This is a genomic window from Streptomyces sp. CA-250714 (assembly GCF_050936705.1).
GTDB lineage: Bacteria > Actinomycetota > Actinomycetes > Streptomycetales > Streptomycetaceae > Streptomyces.
In genome coordinates this window covers 3,213,009-3,238,557 of the sequence record NZ_JBNJMI010000001.1, presented here as the reverse complement: position 1 = coordinate 3,238,557, position 25,549 = coordinate 3,213,009, and the positions used below count along the sequence as shown (strand labels likewise).

Genomic DNA, 25,549 nt, shown 5'->3' with positions numbered 1-25,549 from the left:
GGGGCCCTTGGGTCAGCACCGGCGTCAGGGCAGCGCCTGTGCTGAGGGCGGCGCCGGGGGGAAGCGCCGCCGGATTGGTCGAACCAATGGCAGAAGTGTGCCACGGTCCACCAACTGGCCTTGTGGTCAGGCGGTTTGTTCGTCGACTCTCTGCATCGTGCTGGATACGCCGCGCCCCGCGCAACCGTTTCGACGGAGAGGGATTCTCAGGTTCTGGCAAAGATCCCGTGCGGGGCCGGTGCATGGCATCCGGAGGCCGTTGAAGAGCCGGGAGAGCTGGGAGAGCCGCGGAGCGGCCGGCCCAGAGCGTCCCCGGGACCGGCCGCTGTCGTGACCGGGCTGCTGTCCCCTGCCGTCCGGTCACAGCACCGGAGCGAGGTCCCACGACACCCGGCGTCTCCCCTCCCGGGGAGGACGGGCGTCTCATCGCTCCGGTGACGCCGCCCCGCTCGCCGCCGGGCGCCCGGCGGAGATCAGGGACACCGGGTCCAACGAAGCCCCTTCGGGGCGGTCACGCGCCGTACGGGTGAGGGCCCCGCCCCGTGCTGGGTAGGGGGTGCCCCTTGCTGCCGTCCGCAGGCTGCGGGCGCGTTGTGGCTGGGCGCGCAGTTCCCCGCGCCCCTTCGGGGCGCAGCCCCACCGACCTAGTGCCCCCGGCACAGCCGCAGCAGTGTGCGGGCCAGCTCTCGGCCCGGCGCCCCTAGCTCCGCGCTGTAGTGGTCGAGGATCTGCATCTGGCGGGACAGCTGCACCCTCCCCCAGACTCCGTCCGGGGGTGCCCCCAGCCCGCCCGACTCGATCCGCGTCTGCTGGATGCTGTCGGACAGTTCCATACGGTCGCGTACGAGCGCGATCAGGCGGGCGTCGAGCGCGTCGATCCGGGCGCGTTGGGCCGCGATCGACGCCTCCGGCGCGGGCGCCGCCTCGGTGCTGGTGCTGGTGCTCGTCGTAGTCATCTGCTGCGTGCTCCTCGGCTCACGGAGCCCGCGGGCTGCGGCGGACCGGGCCGACACACACAGGCGCCCCGGGCCTGACCGGCCCGGGGCGCCTGGGGAAGTTCGTATGTGGCTTCTCTCACACAGAACGACGACCATGGCAGCCGGCCGGGCCGGTGCCATAGGTAAACCACGTGTTCCGCATGCGCATGCGCCCAGTATGCCACCCCTCCAGCGGCGGGCTCGGCCCCCCAGGGGCACCGTTATCATCGGTGGTGAACCCCCGCTTCACCGCCGAAAGGCATCAGCTTCGTGGCTTCCAACCCGTCCGAGAGCAACACTCCGGACACCGTTCTCGTCGTCGACTTCGGCGCGCAGTACGCCCAGCTCATCGCGCGCCGCGTGCGCGAGGCGCGGGTGTACAGCGAGATCGTGCCGTCGACCATGCCGGTCGCCGAGATGCTCGCCAAGAACCCGAAGGCGATCATCCTGTCCGGTGGCCCCTCCTCCGTGTACGCGGAGGGCGCGCCCTCCCTCGACCGTGCGCTGTTCGAGGCGGGCGTCCCCGTCCTGGGCATCTGCTACGGCTTCCAGCTGATGGCGACGACGCTGGGCGGCACGGTCGACAACACCGGCAGCAGGGAGTACGGCCGTACCCAGCTGACCGTCGCCAAGTCGTCCTCGACACTGTTCGAGGGCACCCCGGACGAGCAGCAGGTGTGGATGTCGCACGGCGACGCCTGCTCGGCGGCGCCGGAGGGCTTCACCGTCACGGCGTCCACGGATCTGGTGCCGGTCGCGGCGTTCGAGGATGACGCGCGGAAGCTGTACGGCGTGCAGCACCACCCCGAGGTGATGCACTCCACGTTCGGCCAGCAGGAGCTGGAGCACTTCCTGTACCGGGGCGCGGGGCTGTCCCCGTCCTGGACGACGGAGAGCATCGTCGACGAGCAGGTGGCGGCGATCCGCGCCCAGGTCGGCAGCAGGCGCGCCATCTGCGGACTGTCCGGCGGGGTGGACTCGGCGGTTGCCGCCGCGCTTGTGCAGCGGGCCATCGGCGACCAGCTGACCTGCGTGTACGTCGACCACGGGCTGATGCGCAAGGGCGAGACCGAGCAGGTCGAGAAGGACTTCGTCGCGGCGACCGGCGTCCAGCTGAAGGTCGTGGACGCGGCCGACCGCTTCATCGACGCGCTGGCCGGAGTCTCCGACCCGGAGCAGAAGCGCAAGATCATAGGCCGGGAGTTCATCCGGGTCTTCGAGCAGGCACAGGCGGAGATCGTCGCCGAGGCGCCGAGCGACGAGCCGGTGGCGTTCCTCGTGCAGGGCACGCTCTATCCGGACGTGGTGGAGTCCGGCGGCGGCACCGGCGCGGCCAACATCAAGTCGCACCACAACGTCGGCGGCCTCCCCGAGGACCTCGAATTCGAGCTGGTGGAGCCGCTGCGCAAGCTGTTCAAGGACGAGGTGCGGATGGTCGGGCAGGAGCTCGGGCTGCCGGACGAGATCGTCCAGCGGCAGCCGTTCCCGGGCCCAGGCCTGGGGATCCGTATCGTCGGCGAGGTCACCCGCGAGCGGCTGGACCTGCTGCGGGAGGCGGACGCCATCGCCCGCGAGGAGCTGACGGCCGCGGGTCTGGACCGGGACATCTGGCAGTGCCCTGTGGTGCTGCTCGCGGATGTCCGCAGCGTCGGCGTCCAGGGCGACGCCCGCACCTACGGTCACCCTGTGGTGCTGCGTCCGGTGTCCTCGGAGGACGCGATGACGGCCGACTGGTCGCGGCTGCCCTACGACGTGCTGGCCCGCATCTCGACGCGGATCACCAACGAGGTCTCCGAGGTGAACCGGGTCACGCTGGACGTCACCAGCAAGCCGCCGGGGACCATCGAGTGGGAGTGAGCTCCCGCTGAGCAGTACGCCGTGTGCCCCGCGCTCCTCCGCCAGGAGCCCGGGGCATACGTGTGTTCGGGGCGGGTTCGGGGCTGGGATACGGTGCCGGGGTGTCGGATGCGGAGGGCAAGCAGCAGCGGGACGAGACGGAGACCGAGGCCGAGCGGCGTGAGCGGTGGCGGCTCCTCCAGGAGCGCGGCGACCGGCGTCGCCGCCGTACGAGGATCGCCGTGTGGTGCGGCCTCGGCGTGCTGGCGCTCGGCGGCGTGGGGTGGGCCGTCACACCCACGGTCAAGGACCAGCTGATCACCTCGGACGCGTGCGACGGCGCGCTGCCCGACGGCAGCCTGGACACCCTGCGGGCCACCACGGGCAACGCTGAGGCGCACCTGGGCGATTCCAAGTCGGAGACCGACAGCGACCTGGGGCGCTACAGCTGCGAGGTGGTGAACGAGCAGGACGAACGGGTCCTGGAGATCCGCGTCTACAGCCGCCGCGACGACATCGACAGCGAGCTCGTACGGGAGTTCAGGGACGACGGGGTGCACCCGGCGGCCGCGCTCCCCGCCGGACTGCCGGGGTTCGAGTCCCGGCTGGCCGGTGTGACGCTGATGCCGGAGTGCCCCGGACGCGGCAAGGACGCCGCCGGGCACCGGGGGCAGCTGCTGGTGAACGTGCTGTCCGGGCACCGCTCCGAGCCGCACCAGTTGGTCCGCGCGGGTGCGGCAGTCGCCAACAAGGCGGCCGAGAAGCTCGGTTGCGACGCCGAGCCGCTGCGCGTTCCGGCGCGGGACACCGAGAAGGCCGAGCCCGACGGCGTACCGTCCGCACGCGCTGCGGGCACCACATGCGCGGCGCTCGCCCGCGATCCGTTCCAGGGTGCGGGCTGGTCCGTCGACCTCCGGATCCCCAAGGGGCGCGGCCCGATGACCAGTTGCCTGGTACGGCCGTCCGGCAGCGACGAGGACGGCGAATCGCACAGCCCGGTGGTCTCGCTCTACGGCCTGTACGGGGAATGGTCGCAGCGGGTGATGTACGGCGAGGCCGGCCTCAGCGGCGCGCGTACGGACGAGTCGCGGACCCGGCCATGGCTCACGGATACCTCCGGTTGGGCAACGGCACGGTGCGGGGGGCGGGCGGCCGGCTTCCAACTTGCCGTCAGCCGGCCGGATGACCAGTCGGACGGGCAGCAGAGTCTGAGCCGCGAGCAGTTGGATCGCGGCGCCATGCGTGCGATCCTCGCGTCCTTCGCCGAGAAGGAGAGCGCGGAGCGCGGCTGTACGCAGCTTCGGTTGCCCGGCGCGGGCTGATCCGGCGGGAGGGGGTGCCCCTGTCTGCCGTCCGCCGGCTGCCGGTGGGTTGTGGCTGGGCGCGCAGTTCCCCGCGCCCCTTCGGGGCGCAGCCCCCATGCGAAGTACGCGTCAGGGCAGGTTGAGGGCGTTGGCGTACCGCGAATCCATCTGTATGCGGAGACGTTCGGCGTGCCCCGCAGGAATCGCGCGCTGGCGGGTCCACGTGTCGAAGACGGCGAAGAGTTGGACTCTGCCGTCCATCAGTCGTTCGGCGGCCCGTTTGCCGTTGCCCGCGGACGCGTCGGGGTGGCGCTGGGCGAGGGTGGCGGACGAGGGCCGGCTGCGGATTCGGTGGTCGGCGGGGTGGTAGAGGCCGCGGGTGTGCCGCAGTACCGCGCGGTCGAACTCGGCGAGGGAGGGTGCGAGTTCTTCCTTGACGGCGAGCGTACGGGAGGCCATGAGCTCGGCGACGAAGGTGGCGCTCTGTTCGAGCTCCATCTCGGTGGACGACAACCCGTCCTTGGGCTTGTCGCCGGGCTCCTGTGCGCCGTCGGTCAGCCGCTCCAGGTACCAGGCGAAGCGGGCGCGTTCGGCGTCGTACAGCGTGGCGAACGCACGCGGTGAGGCGGCCACCCGGCGCACCACCTTCTGCGCCCGCTCGAACTCCGGGAAGACGACGTGCACATCGTACTTGTGGGGGAAGGGGGTGGCCCAGTTGCCGCTGCCGTCCCCGAATTCGGCTTCCTCGGCGGTGGCGGTGGGGTGTTGCCAGTCGTGCGGCGCCCCGTACGCCACCGATCTGCTGGTGTCCTGGATGTACGCGGCGAACATCTGGGCGAGGAAGGGGTTGAGCCCGAGCGGGAAGTCGGGCAGATAGCTCTTACTGCCCTCGCTGAGCAGCAGCACGGCGGCGTGCGCGACGCGTGCCGACCGTTCGGTATGCGGCCGGGCCTGCTTGTGCTGGTCGTCGGCGGTGCGGCCGGTCGTCGCCGCGACGAGCGCGCGGCCCGCGAGCTGTGTACCGTCCGCGCCCTCGCACAGGGGGGCGCCGGCGGTGCGCAGCAGATGCTTGAGCGGTCCCGTACGGGTGATGTCCGGGCCCGGGTCCAGCGCCTTCGCGGCCCGCCCTGGGTCGCGGGCCAGCGCGCGGGCGGAAACAGGCGCCTGTCGGCACGTCTGCGTATCCTCCCCGCCGAGCAGCAGGAGCGGGAGGAGGACGGCGGTCAGGGCGAGGGCGAGGACGCCGCTCAGTACGAGGAGCTGGGTGCGCCGTGCGGCGCCGCGTATCCGGCCGAGGAGAGACACCGGGTGAGGGTACCCGGGCGGCTCCTCGGCCGCGGAGTGCGGCTGTCCGGCGGCCGAGCCGGGCGTCACTGCCCCCAGGCGCGGGTCAGCGCGGCGGCCTCGCCGCGGGTGGTGACGCCCAGCTTGGCCAGAATGTTGGAGACGTGGAACTTCACCGTCGACTCGCTGATGCCGAGCGTGCCGGCGATCTCCCGGTTGCGGCGCCCGAGGGCGATCTGCTCCAGTACATGCACCTCGCGCGGGTGGAGCGCGTCCAGGCCCTCCGGGGTGCTGTCGGCAGGGCGCCGGGGCGCAGGCGCGGAGGGGGCCAGCGGCAGGGTGACCGTCACCGTCGTCCCCCAGTCCGGCACCGCGTCCACGTGCAGGGTGCCGCCGAGCGCCGCGACGCGCTCGGTGACGTTCGGGGTGACGGCCTCCGCGGCGCGCAGCCGCCCCGGCCCGTCGTCCCGTACGGTGGCCCGCAGTTCCTCGTTCTCCAGCCACCACCCCACGTGCACCCGCTCCATCCCCTCCTGTTCCAGCAGCGCTGACGTCGCGGCCCGTACGGCGGCGCGTGCGGTGTGCGCGGTGTCGGACGGTACGGAGCGCGTACTGCCCGGCGCACGCAGCACGAGCCGCGCCGTGTGGTGGCGGAACAGCGGCCGCAACTCGCGTGCCGCGCGGTGGAAGGCGTCGTCGGCGGGCTCCTCGCTCAGTTCGCGGTTCCAGTACGGCGCCCGCCGCAGCGCGGCCTGCGCTTCGACGGCCAGTTCGGTGGCCGTCGCGCGGGCTGCCGCGTCGTCGAGCGAGGGCGCCCTCAACGCCGCGAGGACGCCGGTGAGTGCCGCGCCGTGCGCGTCGGCCAGCTCCGCCAGCGCTGTCGCCCGCGCTGCCGCCGCGGCGCGGGAGACGGCGGTGCGCTCCGGGTAGGCCTCGGCGCTGAGTTGGTAGGTGTAGACGGTCACCAGGTCCCATACCCGCTGCACGGTGCGCAGTATGTCGCCGGGTACCGGGGCCGGTTGGGCGCCGAGGCCGGTGAGGGCCAGCAGCGCGCCCCCTTTGCCGCGCGGGGCCGAGGCGACACCGAGCACGGCACGGGGCGCGCCGGCCAGCACCGCCTCGCCCTGCCACGGCGTACCCACGGGCACCAGGACCGCGAGCTGTCCCAGCTCGGCGGCGGTGATCCGGCCGGCGAGCGCGCTGTCCGTACCGGCGGACTGCCTCGGCGCGTACGCGCAGACTTCGCTCAGCTGTGCCGCGGCGGTGTGCGGCACCAACCCGCGCAGCACCCGCGAGGTGCGCTGGAGCAGTTGGGGCAGCGGCGCGGCCACGATCTCCGTCACCCGGTCCAGCGCGTCCTCGGTACTCGTCCAGCGGCGTTCCACCCGCCCCACCGTACGGCGCTGCCGCGGGGGCGTGCCTGGTCGTCGGGGGAGGCGCCGACCGGCCGTACGACGGGCCCGGTGGCGGGACGGTGGCACGCACAGTGGTGCCGCACTGTCCGTCCGACGGTGCGCCACTGTTCGTCCGACGAGGGAGCACTTCCGCATGCCATCGACGACTCGCGCCATGGCCTTCGACCGCTTCGGCCCCGCCGACGTCCTCGCCCCGAGGGAGGTCGAACTGCCCGACCCCGGGCCCGGCCAGGTCCGCCTGGCCGTACGGACGGCCGCGGTCAATCCGCTGGACTGCAAGATCCGCAGAGGGGAGATGCAGGACCTCTTCCCGCTGCCGCTGCCGCATGTGCCCGGGCTGGAGGCGGCCGGCGTCGTCGAGGCAGTCGGTCCCGAGGTCGCCGAACTCGCCGTCGGCGACGAGGTGTTCGGCTGGACGCTGACCGGAAGCTACGCCGGACACGCGCTCGCCGAGGCCCGTAACCTGGCCCGCCGTCCGTACCAGCTCGGCTGGGCCGAGGCAGCCGCGGTGCCGTCCTCCGCCGAGACGGCGCTGCGCTGCTTCACGATGCTGGGCCTGAAGCCGGGCGAGACGCTGTTGGTGCACGCGGCAGCCGGCGGCGTCGGCACACTCGCCCTCCAGTTCGCGGCGGCCCGCGGGATCCGGGTGATCGGCACCGCGAGCGAGCGCAACCACGCCTACGTACGCGAGTTGGGCGCCGTGCCCGTCAGCTACGGGGAGGGGCTGGCCGAACGGGTGCGCGCCGTAGCCCCGCAGGGGGTGGACGCGGCACTGGACGGTGCGGGGCGGGACGGCGCCATCGAGGCGTCGATCGAGCTGACGGGCGGCACCGAGCGGGTCGTCACCCTCACCCATCCCGCCGAGGCGGCCCGCCACGGGGTGCGCTTCGCGGAGGGCGGCGAGGGCGTCGATGTCGCCGGGGCACTGGCGGAGGCGACCGCGCTGCACCTCGCGGCCGGCCTTCGGCTGCCGGTGCACCGCCTCTACCCGCTCACGGAGGCCGCCGAAGCCATGCGGGAGAGCGAACGCGGCCATGTCCGGGGGAAGTTGGTGCTGGTGGTGCGGTGATCCGCGGACGCCTGCCCGGCCTTCCGATGTTGCGCAGGTGCTGCCGCATATAGTACTTCTTATACATGAGCGAGCACGTACACAACAGGTTGGCGGTCGTGCGGGCGGAGCGGAAGGTGTCCCGGCAGGCGCTGGCCGAAGCGGTCGGTGCGCACTACCAGACGATCGGCTACATCGAACGCGGGCAGTACAACCCGAGTCTCGATCTGGCGCTGCGCATCGCCGCCTACTTCCGGCTGCCGGTGGAGGCCCTGTTCTCCCTGGAGCCGTTCCGCCCGCTCACGGACGAGGTGTACGGCACGGGCAGCGCCCCGGACACGACCGGCACCAACGCGCGAACCACGGGGAGGACCACCACATGAGCATCAGCACCCACGCCGACGGGCGGGCCACGCGCCACGACAAGTGGCTGCTCAAGACGATGAACGACCCGCGCACCAAGCGCTACCACGCCACCCGCGCCGCGCGGCTGCGCATCGTGGTGGCGCACATGGTGACGACGGCCGTGGGGCTGGCGGGCATGGTGGGCGCCTACGCGTGGGCCGCCGCCTGGCCGCTGGCCGCCCTGCTGGTCGCGCTGGTCGTCTGGGTCCCGCTGACCGGCCTCCTCAACTCCATGACCCGCGGCCTGCTGGAACTGCGCGTACGTGTGCTGGACGAGCGGCAGGTGGCCGAGCGCGGCGAGGTGCACGCCAGGGCGTACCGCATCAACTCCTGGGTGATGACAGCCGCGCTGCTCGGCTTCTATATCGCCTGGCTCGCGGACAGCTCCATGGCCGGCCTCGCCGTCCCGCTCGCCGCCACCGGGCTGGTCGTCTGGGCGCTGCACCGGCTGCTGCCGCTGTGGATCGCGGCCCTGCGGGTGCAGGACGAGCCGGAGGACGACGAGGTGGCGCCGCCGGCCTGAGCGGCGGGACGGCTGGGCCGTTCGAGGGGACTCCGGGAATCGCCGCGCGCGGCTCCCGGAGTCCGCCTTGTGCCGGTGCTAACCAAAGATCATGCGATCCGATAGTCATATTGTTTCGCGCAGGGCTCTGCTGTACATCGGCCTCGGTGCCGGTACGGCGGGGATCGTGGGCGTCGGTGCCGCGCTCACCGGCGAAGACGCCGGTGGCGGTGGCCATGCCGCGAGGGCGCCCGCTCCCGGAGGCCCCGCCCCCGGCGCACGGACGGGCCCGCGAACAGGCTCGCGCGCCGCGGGCGGCGCACCGCACCTGGCCAGGGCAGCACCGGACAGCTACCGCCTGCGTCCCCTCGCGGGTGAGACCTCCATGGGTGAACCCGCGGCCCACCCCCCGGTCCACACCCAGGCGGAAACGACCCTCCCCGAAACCGCGGGCGGACGCGTACTGGCCCTCACGTTCGACGACGGACCGCACCCCGAGAACACCCCCAGGCTGCTGGAGGTGCTGCGGCGGCACGGTGTGCAGGCCACATTCTTCGTCGTCGGCGAGAACGCCGCCGCCTTCCCCGGTCTGCTGAACGCCATCGCGGCCGACGGCCATGTGGTGGGCAACCACTCCTGGGCCCACCATCCCCTGAACCGGATGCGCCCGGCCGACGTACGCGCCGACCTGAGCCGCACCAGTGAGCTGATCGACCGCGTCGTCGGCACTCCGCCCCGCTGGTGCCGCGCCCCCTACGGCGCCTGGCACCCGCCCTCACTCGAAGTCTGCGCCGACCTGGGCATGGAACCCATGGGCTGGTCCCTCGACACCCTCGACTGGGCCCGCCCCGGCACCGCCCGCATCGTCCGCCACGTCACCGACCGGGCCACCCCCGGCGCCATCGTCCTCCAGCACGACGGCGGCGGCCCCCGCCACCAGACGGTCGCCGCAGTCGACCGCTACCTCCCCGTCCTCCGGGCCCGCGGCTTCACCTGCGTCCGGCCCCAGCTGTGACGGGTCGGCCGCAGCACGGTGCGCTTTCGCGCCCGTTCTACACCAGCCGCCGCGCCGTCGCCCAGCGCGTGAGTTCGTGACGGTTCGACAGCTGAAGCTTGCGCAGGACCGCGGAGACGTGGGACTCGACCGTCTTGACGGAGATGAAGAGCTGCTTGGCGACTTCCTTGTAGGCGTAGCCGCGGGCGATGAGGCGCAGGACCTCGCGTTCGCGCTGGGTGAGGCGGTCCATGTCCTCGTCCACGGGCGGGGCGTCCGAGGACGCGAAGGCGTCCAGGACGAAGCCCGCCAGGCGCGGCGAGAAGACGGCGTCGCCGTCCGCGACCCGGAAGATGGCGCCGACCAGATCGTCGCCGGTGATCGTCTTGGTGACGTAACCGCGCGCGCCGCCGCGGATGACGCCGATGACGTCCTCGGCGGCGTCCGAGACGGACAGGGCCAGGAAGCGGACGGGCTGCTCCGCGTCGCCCATCAGCGGGGCGCTGCGGCGCAGCACCTCCACCCCGCCGCCGCCCGGCAGATGGACGTCCAGCAGGACGACGTCGGGACGGGTCGCCTCGATGACCGTCATCGCCTGGTCGACGTCGCCCGCCTCGCCGACCACGTCCACGCCCGTCTCGTCGGTGCGGCCGATCTCCGCCTGAACGCCCGCGCGGAACATGCGGTGGTCGTCGACCAGGACGACCCGGACCCGGCGCTCCCCTCCGGGGTCGCTGCCGCCGTCGCCCTGCTGCTCGTTCGCCGTCGCCTCGTTGGTCACGACTCCGCCGCCCTCTCCATCTCCAGCTCGACCTCTGTCCCCTCGCCCGGTGCGGTGCGCAGCCGCGCCGTGCCGCCGTTGCGCCGCATCCGGCCGACGATGGACTCGCGTACACCCATCCTGTCCTCCGGGACGGCGTCCGGATCGAAGCCCGGCCCGCGGTCCCGCACGGAGATGAAGACCGTACGCCCCTCCACCTCGGCGAAGACCTGTACCGCGCCGCCCTCGCCACCGTACTTGGCGGCGTTGACCATCGCCTCGCGTGCGGCCTGAAGCTGGGCGCCCAGCGCCTCGTCGAGCGGGCAGTCGCCGACGCAGACCACCTCGACGGGCACCCCGTGGTGGTCCTCGACCTCCGCGGCCGTGGCCTTGACGCCCTCGGCGAGGGTCTTGGGCTCGTCCTCCTCCTCGGCGGCGGCGCCCGCGGCGTCGGCGGGCTTGTAGAGCCAGGCACGCAGCTCTCGCTCCTGGGCACGGGCGAGCCGCGCCACCTCGCGGGGCTTGTCGGCGTTGCGCTGGATCAGGGTGAGGGTGTGCAGTACCGAGTCGTGGACGTGCGCGGCGACTTCGGCCCGCTCCTGGGCCCGGATGCGCATCAGCCGTTCCTCGGACAGGTCCTGCATCATCCGTACGAGATACGGGCCCGCCATCAGCGCGATGCCGACCAGCACGGCGAGCGCCGCCTGGAGGACCGAACCCAGATGACTGACCGAGCCCTGTACGACGACGATGCCGGTCACGCCCACGGCGACCAGCGCGACACCGGCCGCACTGCGCGCGATCGGCAGCAGCCGCGTACGGCGGCTGACCTCCGCCCAGTGGGCGCGGCGGGAGTTGTCGGCCTGGCGCCACACCAGGGCGACACCGATGCCGATGAGGACGACCGGCCACAGATAGGTGTTGGCGGCGCCGAACTGGAGGTTGTCCGCGGTGATGAAGATCGCGACGATCAGCGCCAGGACGGCGATGAGCTGGCCCTTGTCGGGCTTCCGGAGGATGCGGCGGCGCAGCCCGTCGGGGTCGGTGACGGCTTCGGACAGCCCTGCGGCACCGGTGCGGTGCCCGGCACCGACCCCGCCCGTACCGAGCGGCACCACGAACCAGAACGCCGCGTACAGCAGCACCCCGAGGCCGTTGGCGAGGCTCAGCGCGATGAAGACGATCCGCACCCAGGAGACGGGCAGCCCCAGGTGCCCCGCGAGCCCGCGCGCCACCCCGCCGAGCATCCGGCCCTCCGCGCTGCGGTAGAGCTTGCGCAGCGGCGGGTCTTCGGTCGGCGGCTCCGAGGCGGCGGCTCCGTGTCCAGGGGCTCCGGGTCCCTGCGGGGCCGTCTCGGGGGCGGGCGAGGCGGGCGCTGTCATGCTCCGATCGTCACACGACCGGCCCGGCCGGACATCAGGGTTGAGCCCTGAGCCACCCCGGAGCCGGTCCCGGAGCCCGGTCCCGGATCTCAGGGATCGCTCGGGGTAGGCCCCCGATGCCTCCCCGTGCCCGGGGCGCGACCATAGGGGCTATGAGCGAGGAGGAGCAGCACGCGGCGGAGCACGCCGAGGGCGTCGGCCGGGCACGTGGCGGGGCCGGCACCTCACGCGGCGGGTCCGGCACCTGGGGCGCGCACAATCCGGTGCCCCGGCCTCGGCAGGGCAAGCTGCGGCGGAGCCGTACGCACAAGGTCGCGGGGGGCGTGTGCGGCGGCCTCGGGCGGTACTTCGACCTCGATCCGGTGATCTTCCGGGTGCCGCTGGTCGTGCTCTCCGTCCTCGGCGGGTTCGGCCTCATCTTCTACGGGTTCGCCTGGCTGCTCATCCCCGCCGAGGGGGAGACGCAGAACGAGGGGCGGCGGCTGCTGTCCGGCCGGGTGGAGGGCAGCTCGCTGTCGGCGATCCTGGTCGCGCTGGTGGGCTGCGGCCTCTTCCTCGCCTCACTCGGCAACCGGAGCGTGCCCTACTCGGTGCTGCTGATCGGCGTGGTCGCGGGCGCGGCGTACTGGTCGCAGCACCGGCGGCAGGTCGAGGCCGCCGGTGCCGAGGGTGCGCAGCTGGACCCCGCCACGGCGCACGCCGTCGCCGACGCGCCCCCAGAGGCGAAGGCACCCCCCGTCCCGGCCCCTGCCTCCTGGTGGCGGGAGCCGATCACCAAGGAGGCCGGGGCCACCAAGGGCGGTCCCGCCTGGGGCCGGGCCGGGGCGGCGACCGGCTATCTGTGGGGGCCCGAGGACGCCCTCCCGTACGCCGCGCCGCCCAGCGCCCATGAGCGTCCAGGTGCGCCGCCCAGGGCCCCCGTCGCCGCCGGAACCCCCGGCGGAGGGCCGCCCGCCGAGAGCCGTCAGGGCGGCGGGTTCTCGCTGGGCGGGCTCACCTTCCTGCTGGCGCTGCTGGTCGGCGGCATCTCCACCGCCGTCGCCTGGAACACCCACCCCCTGGCGGCCACCCTCACCATCGGGCTGAGCTGCGCGCTGGCCGTCTTCGGGCTCGGCCTGGCCATCAGCGCGTTCGTCGGCCGTACCGGGCCGGGCACCATCGTCTGCGTCGTACTGACAGCCGGACTGCTGGCGGGCGCGGCGGCGCTGCCCGACGACATCAGCACACACTTCCGCGAGACCCGCTGGGTGCCCACGGCGGCCAAGGAAGTCGACCGGCGGTACGCACTCGGGTCCGGCTCCGGCGAACTCGATCTGCGCGGAACGGGACTGAAGGCGGGCCAGACGCTGCGGACCGAGACCCGGGTCGGCGCGGGCGACATGAAGGTGGTCGTACCGACGGACGCGGTGGTCGAGGTGAGAGCGGACGTCGGCGTGGGGGACATGAGATTTCCGCGGGCCCTGGACGGCGACGGAGAGGTCGTCTTCGACAAGGCGAGCGGCCTGGGGACGAAGCGGAAGCTGACCCTGCATCCGCTCGACGGCAAGAAGGCGAAGGGCACGGTCGTGGTGAAGCTGAGCGTCGGCGTGGGCCGCGCCGAGATCGTACGGGAGCTGCCCTCGGGCGCGCGCTCCGACAACGATTCGGTGCCGGACACCCCGCCGGCACCCAGCCGGCCACCGGCGGCACCGAGCGAGACTCCGACCGCACCGGCGACACCGAGCACGCCGACGCCGCCGACGACGACCGCACCGAGCAAGGCTCCGACGGGAGGGGCCCGATGAGGCACCGCTTCGAACCCTCCCGGCTGCTGCTCGGGCTCGCCATGGGCGCGGTCGCGGTGGTCTGTCTGCTGGACGTCGCGGGCGAGGTGGACGTCCCGTTCTGGGTGCTGCTGGTGGTGGTGCCGGTCTCGCTGATACTGGCGGGCCTCACGGCGCTGGCGACGTTCCTGGTCCGGCGTTCGGTCGCCCGGCGGCGGGAGCTGCGCGACTGAGGCGGACCGGGGACCGGCTGCCGCCGCTAGCCGAATATCTGCTGCCCCTTGCGCCGCCTGCGTACCGCCAGCAGTGAGTCCAGCGAGAACATCGGCGCTCCTGCCATCACCAGGGGCAGCCACGCCATGAAGTAGGGCAGGTCGTTGCCGTAGTAGTACGGATCGCTGTCCCAGCTCACCGTCAGCCACAGGGAGAGGGAGAGCAGCGCCCCGCCGGCCGCCGCCACCCGTGCCCACAGTCCGCACAGTGTGCCGAGTCCGACGGCTATCTCGCCGACGGCGATGGCCGTACCGAACCCCTGCGGGCTCTGCTGCGCCAGTTCGACCAGCCAGGGAGCCGCCGCGGAGCCGTGCACGGCGCTCAGCGTCCCGGCGAGCGAATCGGGCCCCTCACCGGTGAGGAACACCGAGCTGGTCAGCTTGTCGATGCCCGCGTAGAGGAAGGTGACGCCGAGGAAGAGCCGCAGCGGGAGCAGCGCGTACCTGGCGGCGAGACCACGTATCCCCACGGGAGCCCCGGCGACCGGTCCCGGATAGGCGCTGACGGCCTTGGGTCCGTCGTCGGCACGGCCACCTGTCGGCCCTGTCACAGACATCCGTCGCTCCCGCCTTCCGCAAACGCGTTCGGTGTGCGGAGGCGATTCTTCCCCCTGTGCCTACCCGGCTGGCAAGTGTCCGACGGCCCCTCGGCAGTGCCTGCGTGCAGCCGTCATTCGACCACGTCGATCGGGTAACGGTTCGTCTCCACACCCGCCGCCGTGACCACTTGGACCTCCACCCGGCCCGGTTCGACCTCCACCGGGACCGGGACGGTCAGCGCGCTGTCCGCGGGGCTGCTGAAACCGCCGCGGACGGGGATGAGGGGCGCGTGCACGTGGACGGTGCCGATCCGCACGACCATACGGGCCAGCCGGTCGGCCGCGGTGGCGCCCGGCGGGACGAAGCCGGCACCGCGGATCTCGATGTCGTCGCCGGTACGGATCGGGGAGTGCAGGTCGCCCATCTCGCGCGCCCGTACGACCGAGAGCACGACGGGATGGCCGCCCTCGGCGTATTTCCCGGCCAGATACGTCGCCGCCGAGACGACCACCAGCAGCGCCAGCCCCCAGGGCAGATCGGGCAGCTGGTCGGGCTGGCGGGCCAGCCGCACCGCGGCGAAGACCACGGCTACCGCGCTGATGAGGACGTACTGCACATCCGAGAACGCGCCCCGGCCCGCGTCGTCCGTCAGCAGATCGGCGGCGTGCGGGCGGTCGGCACGCACCTTCTGCAACCGCCGGCCCTGCACCCGTACGGCCACCGTACGGCGCACCACCACAGCCACCGCGCACGTCAGCGCCAGCACGGTCACCACCCCCGCACCCCGCGACAGGTCCAGCCCGGCCAGCAGCGTACGGCGCTCGTCCGAGCCGGACGCCGCAGCCAGTTCGACGGCCAGCACCAGCACGGCGAAGACGGCCAGCAGCACCCAACCGGCAGCCACCGTACGGGAGGTGGAGAGCCGGTTGTCCTCGCCGATGACCGGCGCCAGGACACCGCCACGCGCCCGGTGCAGCCAGGCGGCGAGGGACAGCAGCGCGGCCGAGACGAAACCCGCCACCAGGCCGGCCGTCCGGCCGGTCGACCAGCCACCGGCCAGCGCCATCAGCAGCTGCACCAGCACCAGTACGCCGACAGCCGCCCATACGGCGAGTACGGTGCGCCGCCACAGCCGCGCCACCCACGCCTCGCCCTCCTCGCGGCTCCGGTCCGCGACAGCGCGCGCGGCCTCGGTCAGCTCGTCCGAGACCCACTGGCGCGAGGCACCAGCCGAGTGGGCCAGCCCCACCGGGACGCCTTCGCCCGCGGCCAGTTCGTCCCGGCGCTGCACGAAGGCGGCCAGTGCCTTGCGGTAGCCCTCGCGGGCGCTGTGCGGGCAGTTGTCGCACTGACACGGCGGCTTGGTGCTGTCACTGGTGGAACGGGTGTCTGGGGTGGGGCGGTTCGGCGGGGGAGGGGTGGACGGGGTGGGTGTGGTGGCTGGAGTGGGAGGGCTCGGGCGGGAGGGAGAGGCGGCGGAGGGTGTGGCGGGAGCGGAGGGGGTGGCGGCCGGGTCCGGGTACCGGGGGGCGCGCCCGGGGGAGGGCGCGCCGGCTCGCGTGCCGGGTACGCGGCCTGCGCCGGTGCCAGGGGCTGTGCCTGTCCCTGCGCCAGGGGTGGCGCTCTTCCCCGTGCCTGGGGCGGCGCCTCTCCCTGGGGTGGCGGGCTTCTCCATCGCGGGGGCGGTGCCTCTCGCCGGGGTGGGGGGCTTCTCCGAAGTGGGGGCGGCGCTTCGCCCAGGGGTGGCGCGCTTCCCTGTGGTGGGGGCGGCGCTTCTCCCTGGGGTGGAGGTGTTCTCCGCGGTGGGGACGGCGCTCCTCCCTGAGGCGGGGGGCTTCTCCGTGGAGGGGGCGGAGCTTCGTCCCGGCGTGGGGGGCCTTTCCGCGCTGGGGCTCTTCCTGGCGGTGGCGCCCTCTCCCGCGGGGGGAGTCTTCCCCGCGGCGGCTCCCTTTCCCGCGTCAGGGCCCGTACCGGCCGCCCGGCCCGTGCTGGAAGCACCGCTCGCGCCCGGCGCGCCGCTGCCCTGCCCGTCCTCGTCGCCCGGGCCCTTCGAGCCGTCCTGAGCCGTGTCCACGGCCACTGCGCAACCCCGCCTCTCAACTTCCGTGGGATGGAAGGGGATTGTGCCTTACATGAGTCGGTGTCAGCTCAGCAGGTCGGGGCTCGTCGCGGGTGATCCTGGTGGAGAGAGGTTGATAGCTGTGCCACGCGGCGAGATCACTGCCGAGCCGCTCGCGGGTCGCGACGGCGCTCTGGTGACCGATCGGCACCGGCTTTCCGGCCGCCTTCGCACAAGCCGTCTCTCGCGGGCACGCTCCATCTAAAAGATCCACCACGCCGCCGTATCCACCGGGCACCCGACCGTCAACGAGCCGTGACTGCGCAGGATGTCGCCCTTGTACGGCCCCAGCGCGGCGGCCATGCGCACACCCCGGCCGACGTCCACCGCCACACCGGTACAGCAGCCGAGCGGCGCGCGCCCCTCGCAGCAGTCGCACGCTTCCGGGCGATCGGCTCCAGCAGTTCACCGAGAGCCAAGAGGGCACGGCCTCACGCCGTATGCCCGTCGGCGACGGCGACAACCTCCGGCCGCGCGCTGTGCACCTGTGAGTGAACGGCGACAGCCCCCTGGTTGACACGGCCGCGCCCTCCTCGAAGTCCCGTGCCTCCGGGTTCACGAGGAGGAGGTGTCGACCGACTGACCAGTCGGTCGGTCAACACCTGTCTTCCCGCCGTCACGGCAAGAGACAGAGGGATCGACGGCCCTTCTCCCGCCGTACGACGAGAAGCTCGTCGTACGTGCATCGAGCGGGTCGCCGTCACCGCGAGGGGCCAAGGGATTGGCGGCGGCCCTTTTCCCGCCGCAGTGGCGAGAAGTTCGACGTACGTGCTCGGCGGTGCCGGAATCAGCTGCACCGCCGGGCCGCAGCACGGGGCGGGCGGGGGAGGCGTCGCCGTCACCGCGAGGGGCAAAGGGTCGGCGGCGGCCCTCTTCCCGCCGCAGCGGCGAGAAGCTCGACGTACGTGCTCGGCGGTGCCGGAATCAGCTGCACCGCCGGGGCGCAACATGGGGCGGGTCGCCGTCGCGGCGGGCGGGGGAAGGCGGTGGCGTTCCCGGCCCTCCGGGGCCGTCACGCGGGGCGGATCGCGCCGGCGAAGGGCATGTGGTCGATGGGGGCGACGCGCACGGCGGTGCCGGGGCGGGGGGCGTGGATCATGCGGCCGTCACCGATGTACAGCCCCACATGGCTGATGCTGTCGTAGAAGAACACCAGGTCACCGGGGGCGAGTTCGCCGCGGGAGACGCGTTTGCCCGCGTGGATCTGGCTGTAGCTCGTGCGCGGCAAGGACACGCCCGCCGCTTTCCACGCGGCCTGAGTGAGCCCGGAACAGTCGTATCCGGAAGGGCCGGTGCCGCCCCAGACGTACGGCTTCCCGATCGCGCTGCGGGCGAACGCGACCGCCACGGCGGAGCGCCCGGCCGGCGCTTGCCCGGTCGGACGCGCCGCCGGGCCGCCCTCCCGGCCGACACTCTCCCGATCGGCACTCTCCCGATCGGCACCCTCCCGGTCGGAGCCCGCTCGCGACGGGTGGGCCTGCCCAGCGCCGACGCGGCTGCGCGCAGCGGGGGCGTACTCGTCGAGAACGGCGGCGCGCTGCCGCGGAGTCAACCTGTCGAGCAGCCGCTGTGCGCTGCGGAGCTTCCCCTGGACGGTGCGCTTGTGGCGCCGCGCACCGGCAGCGGCCTCAGCGAACTCCGCGGAGACACCCGCTGCCTCCTTGCGCAGCTGCGCGAGCTGCCGGGTCTGGGCGGCGGTACGTTTCACCACCGCCGCCTGGCGGTCCCCGGCGCGCTCGGCGATTGCGGCGCGCTCCAGATAGTCCGCGGGGGCGGAGGACAGCGCGAGCCGGAGCGCGGGGTCAACGCCGCTGCCGTCGCGGTACTGCGCCGTCGCGTAGGTGCCGAGCCTGTCCCTGGAGGCGTTGAGCCTCTCCTGGCGGCGTGCTGCCTCGTCCCGTAGCGACTCCAGCCTGCGCTGCGCCGTCCGGGACTTCCGGTGCGCGCCGTTGTACGCCTCGGTCGCGCGCTCGGCGTCCCGGTGCAGACGGTCGACCTCGGCCTTCACCTGGGCCATGGCCGGCTTCGGCTGGGACCGCGGTGGGGGTTCCGGCTGCGGGTCCGGCTGCGCATGGCCCGTGCCCTGGAACGAGGTGGCGCCGGCGGCACCCGCCAGCACGAGCGTGAGGGCTGCACGGGCGGCGGGGACGGCGAGGGGGTGCGGCGAGGGCTTGCGGTGCGAGGCCATGGGCGGCCGTCACTTCCTTACTGGTGCTTACTGGACTGGTGCTTACTGGTCCCTACGAGCGGTGTTGTGCACATCACACCTGTCCCGGCAGCCGGGGTGGCCGCGCCGACCGGCAGGGCGCGGCCACCTGGCGAGGACGCTATGCGGAACCGCGGCGGCCGGGCACGGGGATGACCGCAAGTGATCCATTTCGCCGCCAAGCTGCCCGGGTCGGTCCGCTTGGCGGCTCGATGCAGGGGGCATATGCGCGGGCTCTGACCGGTGCCGGGAGAGCCTCGGCCCAGAAGCCGGGGGTGTGCTAAAGGCCCCGAAAACGCCCGGATACGCTCGCGCCCATGGACGTACTCATCAATGTCTTCGTCGGCCTGCACATCATCGGGATAGCCGCGCTCCTCGGCGGCTTCTTCACGCAGATGAAGGCGATGGGCAAGGGCGAGGCCCGGATCAGCCCCAGCATGCTGCACGGGGCGCTGACCATGCTGGTCACCGGCGTGGCCCTGGTCGGGCTCAACCAGGCCGACGACAGCTCGGTGAACAACGTCAAGATCGGTCTCAAGCTGGCGCTGCTCGTCGTGGTCCTCGGTATCACCTATGTGAAGCGGGACGAGGAACGGCTGAGCGCCCCGCTCTTCGGCACCGTCGGCCTGCTGACGACGGCGAACATCTTCATCGCCGTGCTCTGGGTCTGAACAGCCGTGCTCCGGGCCCTGAGCGTTCCGTACGCCGCCGGAGCCGCGAAGCGCCGGGAGGGGAAGCGCCGGGTTTTCCACAGGGCAATCCGGGTGTCGGTACGGCCGCCTAGACTCGTACGACGATGAGCAGCCTCTTCGACGACAGCTTCCTGGCGGACCTCGACGGCATGGCGCCCGACGCGGACGCGCCCCCGCCGCCCGACCCCGAGGGCTCCGGACACCCGGGCCCCGCGGAGGAGATCCCGGACGATCTCTTCGCGGGCACGTTCACGGGCGGACCGGGCACCGGCGGGCGCGACGCGTACCACCGCGACGGCGCGCCCCGGTCCGTCATCGACCCTGCCGCGCTGCTGGAGGGGATGAACGAGCAGCAGCGGGACGCCGTGCTGCACGCCGGCTCCCCGCTGCTCATCGTCGCCGGCGCGGGCTCCGGCAAGACGCGCGTGCTCACCCACCGCATCGCCTATCTGCTGGGCGCCCGTAACGTGCACCCCGGGCAGATCCTCGCCATCACCTTCACCAACAAGGCGGCGGGCGAGATGAAGGAGCGCGTCGCCGAGCTGGTGGGCCCCCGCGCCCAGTCGATGTGGGTCTCCACCTTCCACAGCGCGTGCGTGCGCATCCTGCGCCGGGAGAGCAAGAAGCTCGGCTTCACCTCGTCGTTCTCGATCTACGACGCCGCGGACTCCAAGCGGCTGATGGCCCTGGTCTGCCGCGATCTGGACCTGGACCCCAAACGCTTCCCGCCCAAGGCGTTCAGCGCCAAGGTCTCCAACCTCAAGAACGAGCTGATCGACGAGGAGGACTTCGCGGGGCAGGCGAGCGATGGTTTCGAGAAGACCCTCGCCGAGGCGTACACGATGTACCAGTCGCGGCTGCGCGAGGCCAACGCACTGGACTTCGACGACCTGATCATGACCACGGTCCATCTGCTCCAGGCGTTCCCCGACGTGGCCGAGCACTACCGCCGCCGCTTCCGGCACGTCCTCGTCGACGAGTACCAGGACACCAACCACGCGCAGTACCAGCTGGTGCGCGAGCTGGTCGGCCCCGCCGAGGAGCAGGCCGAGCTGTGTGTCGTCGGCGACGCCGACCAGTCGATCTACGCCTTCCGCGGTGCCACCATCCGCAACATCCTCCAGTTCGAGGAGGATTACCCGAACGCGACCACGATCCTGCTGGAGCAGAACTACCGCTCCACACAGACGATCCTCAGCGCCGCCAACGCCGTCATCGAGCGCAACGCCGACCGCCGTCCCAAGAATCTGTGGACCAAGGCGGGCTCCGGCCCTCGCATCACGGGCTATGTCGCCGACACCGAGCACGACGAGGCGCAGTTCGTCGCCGACGAGATCGACCGCCTCAGCGACGGGGAGCACGGCGAGGACGAGGGCGGCGCCGAGGGCAAGGTCCGCCCCGGCGACATCGCGGTCTTCTACCGCACCAACGCCCAGTCCCGTGTCTTCGAAGAGGTCTTCATCCGCGTCGGCCTGCCCTACAAGGTCGTCGGCGGGGTGCGCTTCTACGAGCGCCGGGAGGTCCGCGACATCCTGGCGTATCTGCGGGTGCTGGCCAACCCGGAGGACGCGGTGCCGCTGCGCCGCATCCTCAACGTGCCCAAGCGCGGCATCGGCGACCGCGCCGAGGCCATGATCGAGGCGCTGGCGCTGCGCGAGAAGATCACCTTCCCGCAGGCGCTCGCGCGCGTGGACGAGGCGTACGGCATGGCCGCGCGCTCCCTCAACGCCGTCAAGCGGTTCAACGCGCTGATGGAGGAGCTGCGCACCATCGTGGAGTCCGGCGCCGGCCCGGCCACGGTGCTGGAGGCGGTGCTGGAGCAGACCGGCTATCTGGCCGAGCTACAGGCGTCCACGGACCCGCAGGACGAGACGCGTATCGAGAACCTTCAGGAACTGGCCGCTGTAGCGCTGGAGTTCGAGCAGGAGCGCGGCGAGGAGGAGACCCCCGGTACGCTCGCCGACTTCCTCGAACAGGTCGCCCTGGTCGCCGACTCCGACCAGATCCCGGAGGAAGGCGAGGACGAGGGCGTCGTCACGCTCATGACCCTGCACACCGCCAAGGGCCTCGAGTTCCCCGTGGTCTTCCTGACGGGCATGGAGGACGGCGTCTTCCCGCATATGCGCGCCCTGGGGCAGACCAAGGAGCTGGAGGAGGAGCGCCGGCTCGCCTACGTCGGCATCACACGTGCCCAGGAGCGGCTGTACCTCACCCGCGCCGCGATGCGCAGCGCCTGGGGCCAGCCCTCCTACAACCCGCCCTCCCGCTTCCTGGAGGAGATCCCCGCCGAGTACCTCGACTGGAAGCGGACGGGCAGCGGGGCCATGGGCGGCGCTGCCTCGGGTGCCGCCGGGATCAGCGCGTCCCTCTCCTCGTCCGCGAGTGCCTCGGCCCGGCGCGGGGGCCCCTCCGGCTTCGCGACGCGGCGCGCCGGCGACCGGCCGGTGGTCTCCCTCCAGGTCGGTGACCGCGTCACCCACGACAGCTTCGGTCTGGGCACGGTGCAGTCGGTGAAGGGCAGCGGCGACAACGCCGAGGCGACGATCGACTTCGGCGGCGACAAGCCCAAGCGGCTGCTGCTGCGGTACGCGCCGGTGGAGAAGCTCTGAAGCGGTAGGGAGCGCGTTCGCCATGAGGTGGGGCGCCCTTCGCCATGCGGTCGGACCCCGGCACCGAGCGGCCTTCGCCATGCGGGCGGCCCCGGCAAGAGCGTGCCGGGGGCCCCGGCGTGAGCATGCGGCGGCCTCCGGCGTGAGCGTCCGGGCGGTCCCCGGCATGAGCGTGCGGGGCCCCGGCCTGAGCATCCGGGCGGTGCCCGGTTTCAGCCGATGCTGAGGCCCTTGCCCTGGAGCCACGGGATCGGGTCCACCGCCGAGCCGCCGCCCGGGTGGACCTCGAAGTGCAGGTGCGGGCCAGTGGAGTTGCCGGAGTTGCCGGAGTAGGCGATCACGTCACCCGCCTTGACCTCGCCGGAGCGGATCTTGTTGCTGCTCAGATGGCAGTACCAGGTCTCCGTGCCGTCCTTCGCCGTCACGACGGCCATGTTCCCGTACGACGCGTCGTGCTTCGTGGAGACGGTGCCGTCGGTGGCGGCCATCACGGGCGTGCCGTAGCTGACCGGGAAGTCGATCCCGGTGTGGACCGACATCCAGTTGACGCCTGCCTGGCCGTAGCGCGCGCTGAGGGTGTGGTTCTTCACCGGGACCACGAACTTGGGGCGCATGGCCTCCTTGCGCGCCGCCTCCTTCGCCTTGCGCTCCTTCTCGGCCTGCTGGCGCTGCTTGAGGTCGATGCGCTCCTGGGTACGGCTGGCGCGGTCGGCGAAGTCGTCGGCGTCGGCGGAGAGGCCCTGAAGCTGGGTGTCCAGCTTGTTGTTGGCGCTCGACGGTTTCACGGGTGCCGCGTCCGGCGCGGCGACGGTGGAGGTGTCCTTCTCGCCGCCGTCGTCCCCCATCACGCTTGCCGCCGCGGCGCCGGCGACACCCATGACGGCGACGGACGGCACGGCCACAGTCATCAGCGCCCGGCGGCGCGGACGGGGCTTGGGGGAGCGGCGGCGCCCACGTCCGTGCGGGCCGCCGACGCTGCCGAGCGCGGCGGGCGCGGAGGCGTCCTCGTGACCGTCCCACGCGTCGTCCGGCGCCGGAGTCCCGGGGAAGTCGGGCGCCGCGGCGTCGAATCCGTGCTCGCGTTCGTGCTCGTGCTCGTACGACGGCTCCTGCTCGTACGGCTGCTCGGGCACGTACGGCTGCTCGTGCTCGTACGGCTGCTCGGACCCGTGCTGTGCGAGTCCGGCGAAGTCCCACTGGGCGGTGGCGTCCTGGCCCTGGTCGGGCCCGAACTGCGCGATCCCGTCGCCGTAAGCACCATCCGCGCCGTAACCGGCCTCAGCCCCGTAACCGGGCTGCTCGGGCCCGGTCGGCTGCTGCCCGCCCGGACCGCTGTAGCCGTCGTAACCCTCGTAGGCGTCATAGCCGCTGTGGCCGTCGTGACTGCCGTGGCTGTCGTGTTGGCCGTCGTAACCGCCGTACGCCGCGTGCTCGTCGTAGGCCGCGTGCTCGTATCCGGCGTAGCCCTCATGGCCCTCGTAGCCGTAGGCCGCGCCCTGGCCGGCTGTCGTCCAGTCACCGGTTTCGGGTCCGGCCGCCTCCCAGCCGCCGGTGCCCCAGGAGGTCGCGTCCCAGCCGCCGGTCTCCTGGACGCCGAAGTTCCACTGACCGGTGCCGTCGTCCGCGGTGGGGAGACCTTGCCCGAACTCCGCCGTTGGGGCGCCCGCGTAGCCCTGGTCGGGGCCTGGCTGTGCCGGGATGTCGTGGGCGGCCATCGCGTCGGGGCCGTAACTGCCCGTTCCGTAGGCGGTGTTGGCGTCCCAGGAAGTCGTCGCGTAGCTGCCGGTGTCGGGCCCGGCTGTTCCGGGAAGAGTGCCGAAGAGGGGGTCGTCGTCTCCGTAGGAGGTGTACGAGGCGTACGAGCCGTCGGCGTAGGAGCCGCCGGAGGTGTCGTACCCGCCGGTGGAATATCCGTCGTGCGAGCCGGTCTGGTAGGCGTTCTCGCTGTACGTGCCGTACGCCGACGGTCCGTAGTCCGCGTCGTAGGTGCCGTACGAGAAGCCGGAACCGGGGTCGTCGGGATTCGGGACTCCCGACGGATGACGGTCGTTCACCACCAACTTCTCTTTCGCCTCGGCGACAGGGGCGGAGCAGTGCGGTGACTGTACCCGGCGGTATGCGACGGCGACAATCTTCGGGAGGTTTTAGCGGCGCAGGAAAAGGGCAATCGGCCGTCTTTCGGCGGACTACGGACTGGTAGCAGAGGTTGAGTTCGAAATTCGTTCGAAAGAGTGAGTCTCTCGTACGGGTTGTCAGCCGTCCCGGTGTCCGGCATGACGCTCACGGCCTCCTTGCCCTCGCCCGGTCCCAACTCCGCCCGGAGGCGGGCACAAACACCTGAGTCCGCCAGCAGTGGAACACGCCCGGCACCCTGCCCATGTGCAGCCGATACGCACAGGTCGGAATGGCCGCGCTGGTCGGTTTCCGATGGAAAGATCCATCGTTCGGGAATGCCGGTGCAGTCGGCGAAAGGTGAGCGGCGGCGGTGGCGGACGGTCGGCGCCGCGGTCGACCTGACCGCTCCGCGACTGTCCGGTGTCGACAGGTGGGGGCGCATCCGGCGCTCGCCGGGGAGCGCGCAGGGTCCGGGCGCCAGGCGGGTGTGCGCGTCGGTACCGGGTCGCGTGTCGAAGCGGAAGCGCGCCGCGTGTGGGGGTGGCGGGGCGGGGTGCGCGCGGATGTCGCGCTCATGTGGCTGGGGCGCCGTAGGGGAGGGGCGGCGCGTAGTGCGGGGCGACGCTGCGTGCGGGGGCGTGCCAGGGGTGATGCGGCGCGTGGCAGCGGTGCGGCGCGCGAGGTGCGGCGCGGCGTGTGGGGCGGTGCTCGTGGGCGAGATGCGGCTTCGCGTGCGAGGTGCGCCGCGGGATGCGAGGTGCGGCCCGCGTGGAGATGCGGCGCCGCGTGTGATTTCCCCCTCGCTTACGAGCACGGAACGGACGGGTGCGGGATGCTGGAGATAACGTGCGTTCACACCCCGTGGCCCGTTCCGGCCGGGAGGTCGTTCCAAGGGAGGCAGTGATGGATGTGACCGGTCCAATCCGCGTGGTGGTCGCCAAGCCGGGCCTCGACGGCCACGACCGGGGCGCCAAAGTCATCGCCCGCGCCCTGCGCGACGCCGGTATGGAGGTCATCTACACCGGGCTGCACCAGACTCCGGAACAGGTCGTGGACACCGCCATCCAGGAGGACGCGGACGCCATCGGCCTCTCCATCCTCTCCGGCGCGCACAACACGCTCTTCGCGCGAGTGCTGGAGCTGCTGCGCGAGCGGGACGCCACCGACATCAAGGTGTTCGGCGGCGGCATCATCCCTGAGGCGGACATCCCGCTGCTGAAGGAGCAGGGCGTCGCCGAGATCTTCACCCCGGGCGCCAGCACCACCGAGGTCGTCGACTGGATCCGCACCCATGTGGGCCCGGTCGCAGCCTGAGCGGCCTCCCTG

General features: G+C 72.5%; 20 protein-coding genes. 11 read left to right on the top strand and 9 right to left on the bottom strand.

What is annotated here, in order from left to right; all coding sequences use genetic code 11:
• Nucleotides 1-644 precede the first annotated feature (644 nt).
• Nucleotides 645-1,013 (bottom strand): chorismate mutase, encoded by a 369-nt coding sequence (locus ACQEU8_RS14285; RefSeq protein WP_433100524.1) that lies wholly within the window; start codon nucleotides 1,011-1,013, stop codon nucleotides 645-647.
• Between the two features lie 234 nt (nucleotides 1,014-1,247).
• On the opposite strand from ACQEU8_RS14285, the gene guaA reads away from it, so the two are divergent.
• Both guaA and ACQEU8_RS14275 read left to right on the top strand, forming a co-directional pair.
• A complete protein-coding gene (gene guaA, locus ACQEU8_RS14280; RefSeq protein ID WP_433100522.1) occupies nucleotides 1,248-2,834 on the top strand; it encodes a glutamine-hydrolyzing GMP synthase in 1,587 nt (528 codons plus the stop codon).
• Nucleotides 2,835-2,935: 101 nt separating this feature from the next.
• Nucleotides 2,936-4,135, top strand: a complete 1,200-nt coding sequence (locus tag ACQEU8_RS14275; RefSeq protein WP_433100520.1) for a hypothetical protein — start codon at nucleotides 2,936-2,938, stop codon at nucleotides 4,133-4,135.
• A gap of 111 nt (nucleotides 4,136-4,246) precedes the next feature.
• Here ACQEU8_RS14275 and ACQEU8_RS14270 read toward each other — a convergent pair whose 3' ends face one another.
• Nucleotides 4,247-5,422, bottom strand: a complete 1,176-nt coding sequence (locus ACQEU8_RS14270) for a hypothetical protein (protein ID WP_433100518.1) — start codon at nucleotides 5,420-5,422, stop codon at nucleotides 4,247-4,249.
• 65 nt (nucleotides 5,423-5,487) lie between these two features.
• Nucleotides 5,488-6,786, bottom strand: a complete 1,299-nt coding sequence (locus ACQEU8_RS14265; RefSeq protein WP_433100516.1) for a LuxR C-terminal-related transcriptional regulator — start codon at nucleotides 6,784-6,786, stop codon at nucleotides 5,488-5,490.
• Between the two features lie 163 nt (nucleotides 6,787-6,949).
• On the opposite strand from ACQEU8_RS14265, the gene ACQEU8_RS14260 reads away from it, so the two are divergent.
• From ACQEU8_RS14260 to ACQEU8_RS14245, 4 genes are all read left to right on the top strand, one after another.
• Nucleotides 6,950-7,885: an NADP-dependent oxidoreductase gene (locus ACQEU8_RS14260; RefSeq protein ID WP_433100514.1), complete on the top strand. Its 936-nt coding sequence runs from the start codon at nucleotides 6,950-6,952 to the stop codon at nucleotides 7,883-7,885.
• A 65-nt stretch (nucleotides 7,886-7,950) separates the two neighbouring features.
• Nucleotides 7,951-8,247 (top strand): helix-turn-helix transcriptional regulator, encoded by a 297-nt coding sequence (locus tag ACQEU8_RS14255; RefSeq protein WP_433100512.1) that lies wholly within the window; start codon nucleotides 7,951-7,953, stop codon nucleotides 8,245-8,247.
• Nucleotides 8,244-8,792: a hypothetical protein gene (locus ACQEU8_RS14250; RefSeq protein ID WP_433100510.1), complete on the top strand. Its 549-nt coding sequence runs from the start codon at nucleotides 8,244-8,246 to the stop codon at nucleotides 8,790-8,792. The genes ACQEU8_RS14255 and ACQEU8_RS14250 overlap by 4 nt, the downstream gene beginning before the upstream one ends.
• A 91-nt stretch (nucleotides 8,793-8,883) precedes the next feature.
• Entirely contained in the window at nucleotides 8,884-9,786 is a 903-nt protein-coding gene (locus ACQEU8_RS14245; protein WP_433100508.1) for a polysaccharide deacetylase family protein, read from the top strand.
• A 37-nt stretch (nucleotides 9,787-9,823) separates the two neighbouring features.
• Here the strand turns inward: ACQEU8_RS14245 and ACQEU8_RS14240 are convergent, their stop codons facing one another.
• Together ACQEU8_RS14240 and ACQEU8_RS14235 are read right to left on the bottom strand one after the other, a co-directional pair.
• Nucleotides 9,824-10,546: a LuxR C-terminal-related transcriptional regulator gene (locus tag ACQEU8_RS14240; RefSeq protein ID WP_433100506.1), complete on the bottom strand. Its 723-nt coding sequence runs from the start codon at nucleotides 10,544-10,546 to the stop codon at nucleotides 9,824-9,826.
• Nucleotides 10,543-11,907, bottom strand: coding sequence for a PspC domain-containing protein (locus ACQEU8_RS14235; RefSeq protein WP_433100504.1), 1,365 nt, complete (start codon nucleotides 11,905-11,907; stop codon nucleotides 10,543-10,545). The genes ACQEU8_RS14240 and ACQEU8_RS14235 overlap by 4 nt, the downstream gene beginning before the upstream one ends.
• A 152-nt stretch (nucleotides 11,908-12,059) precedes the next feature.
• On the opposite strand from ACQEU8_RS14235, the gene ACQEU8_RS14230 reads away from it, so the two are divergent.
• The gene (locus tag ACQEU8_RS14230) at nucleotides 12,060-13,691 is read left to right on the top strand and encodes a PspC domain-containing protein (RefSeq protein ID WP_433100502.1); all 1,632 of its coding nucleotides are present in this window, start codon (nucleotides 12,060-12,062) and stop codon (nucleotides 13,689-13,691) included.
• The gene (locus tag ACQEU8_RS14225; protein ID WP_433100500.1) at nucleotides 13,688-13,903 is read left to right on the top strand and encodes a hypothetical protein; all 216 of its coding nucleotides are present in this window, start codon (nucleotides 13,688-13,690) and stop codon (nucleotides 13,901-13,903) included. Before ACQEU8_RS14230 ends, ACQEU8_RS14225 begins: the two co-directional genes overlap by 4 nt.
• A 26-nt stretch (nucleotides 13,904-13,929) precedes the next feature.
• Here the strand turns inward: ACQEU8_RS14225 and ACQEU8_RS14220 are convergent, their stop codons facing one another.
• From ACQEU8_RS14220 to ACQEU8_RS14210, 3 genes are all read right to left on the bottom strand, one after another.
• Nucleotides 13,930-14,499: a DoxX family protein gene (locus tag ACQEU8_RS14220; protein WP_433100498.1), complete on the bottom strand. Its 570-nt coding sequence runs from the start codon at nucleotides 14,497-14,499 to the stop codon at nucleotides 13,930-13,932.
• 113 nt (nucleotides 14,500-14,612) lie between these two features.
• Entirely contained in the window at nucleotides 14,613-15,785 is a 1,173-nt protein-coding gene (locus ACQEU8_RS14215; protein WP_433102388.1) for a hypothetical protein, read from the bottom strand.
• A 1,828-nt stretch (nucleotides 15,786-17,613) separates the two neighbouring features.
• On the bottom strand, nucleotides 17,614-18,789 hold the full coding sequence (locus ACQEU8_RS14210; RefSeq protein ID WP_433100496.1) for an NlpC/P60 family protein: 1,176 nt from the start codon (nucleotides 18,787-18,789) through the stop codon (nucleotides 17,614-17,616).
• Nucleotides 18,790-19,124: 335 nt separating this feature from the next.
• Here ACQEU8_RS14210 and ACQEU8_RS14205 point away from each other — a divergent pair, with 335 nt between their 5' ends.
• Nucleotides 19,125-19,478, top strand: a complete 354-nt coding sequence (locus ACQEU8_RS14205) for a hypothetical protein (RefSeq protein WP_433100494.1) — start codon at nucleotides 19,125-19,127, stop codon at nucleotides 19,476-19,478.
• Nucleotides 19,479-19,603: 125 nt separating this feature from the next.
• Entirely contained in the window at nucleotides 19,604-22,108 is a 2,505-nt protein-coding gene (gene pcrA / locus ACQEU8_RS14200) for a DNA helicase PcrA (RefSeq protein ID WP_433100492.1), read from the top strand.
• Nucleotides 22,109-22,320: 212 nt separating this feature from the next.
• On the opposite strand, the gene ACQEU8_RS14195 is transcribed toward pcrA, so the two are convergent.
• Entirely contained in the window at nucleotides 22,321-24,162 is a 1,842-nt protein-coding gene (locus ACQEU8_RS14195; protein WP_433102386.1) for a M23 family metallopeptidase, read from the bottom strand.
• Nucleotides 24,163-25,126: 964 nt separating this feature from the next.
• Here ACQEU8_RS14195 and ACQEU8_RS14190 point away from each other — a divergent pair.
• Nucleotides 25,127-25,537: a cobalamin B12-binding domain-containing protein gene (locus tag ACQEU8_RS14190; protein WP_433100490.1), complete on the top strand. Its 411-nt coding sequence runs from the start codon at nucleotides 25,127-25,129 to the stop codon at nucleotides 25,535-25,537.
• Nucleotides 25,538-25,549 lie beyond the last annotated feature (12 nt).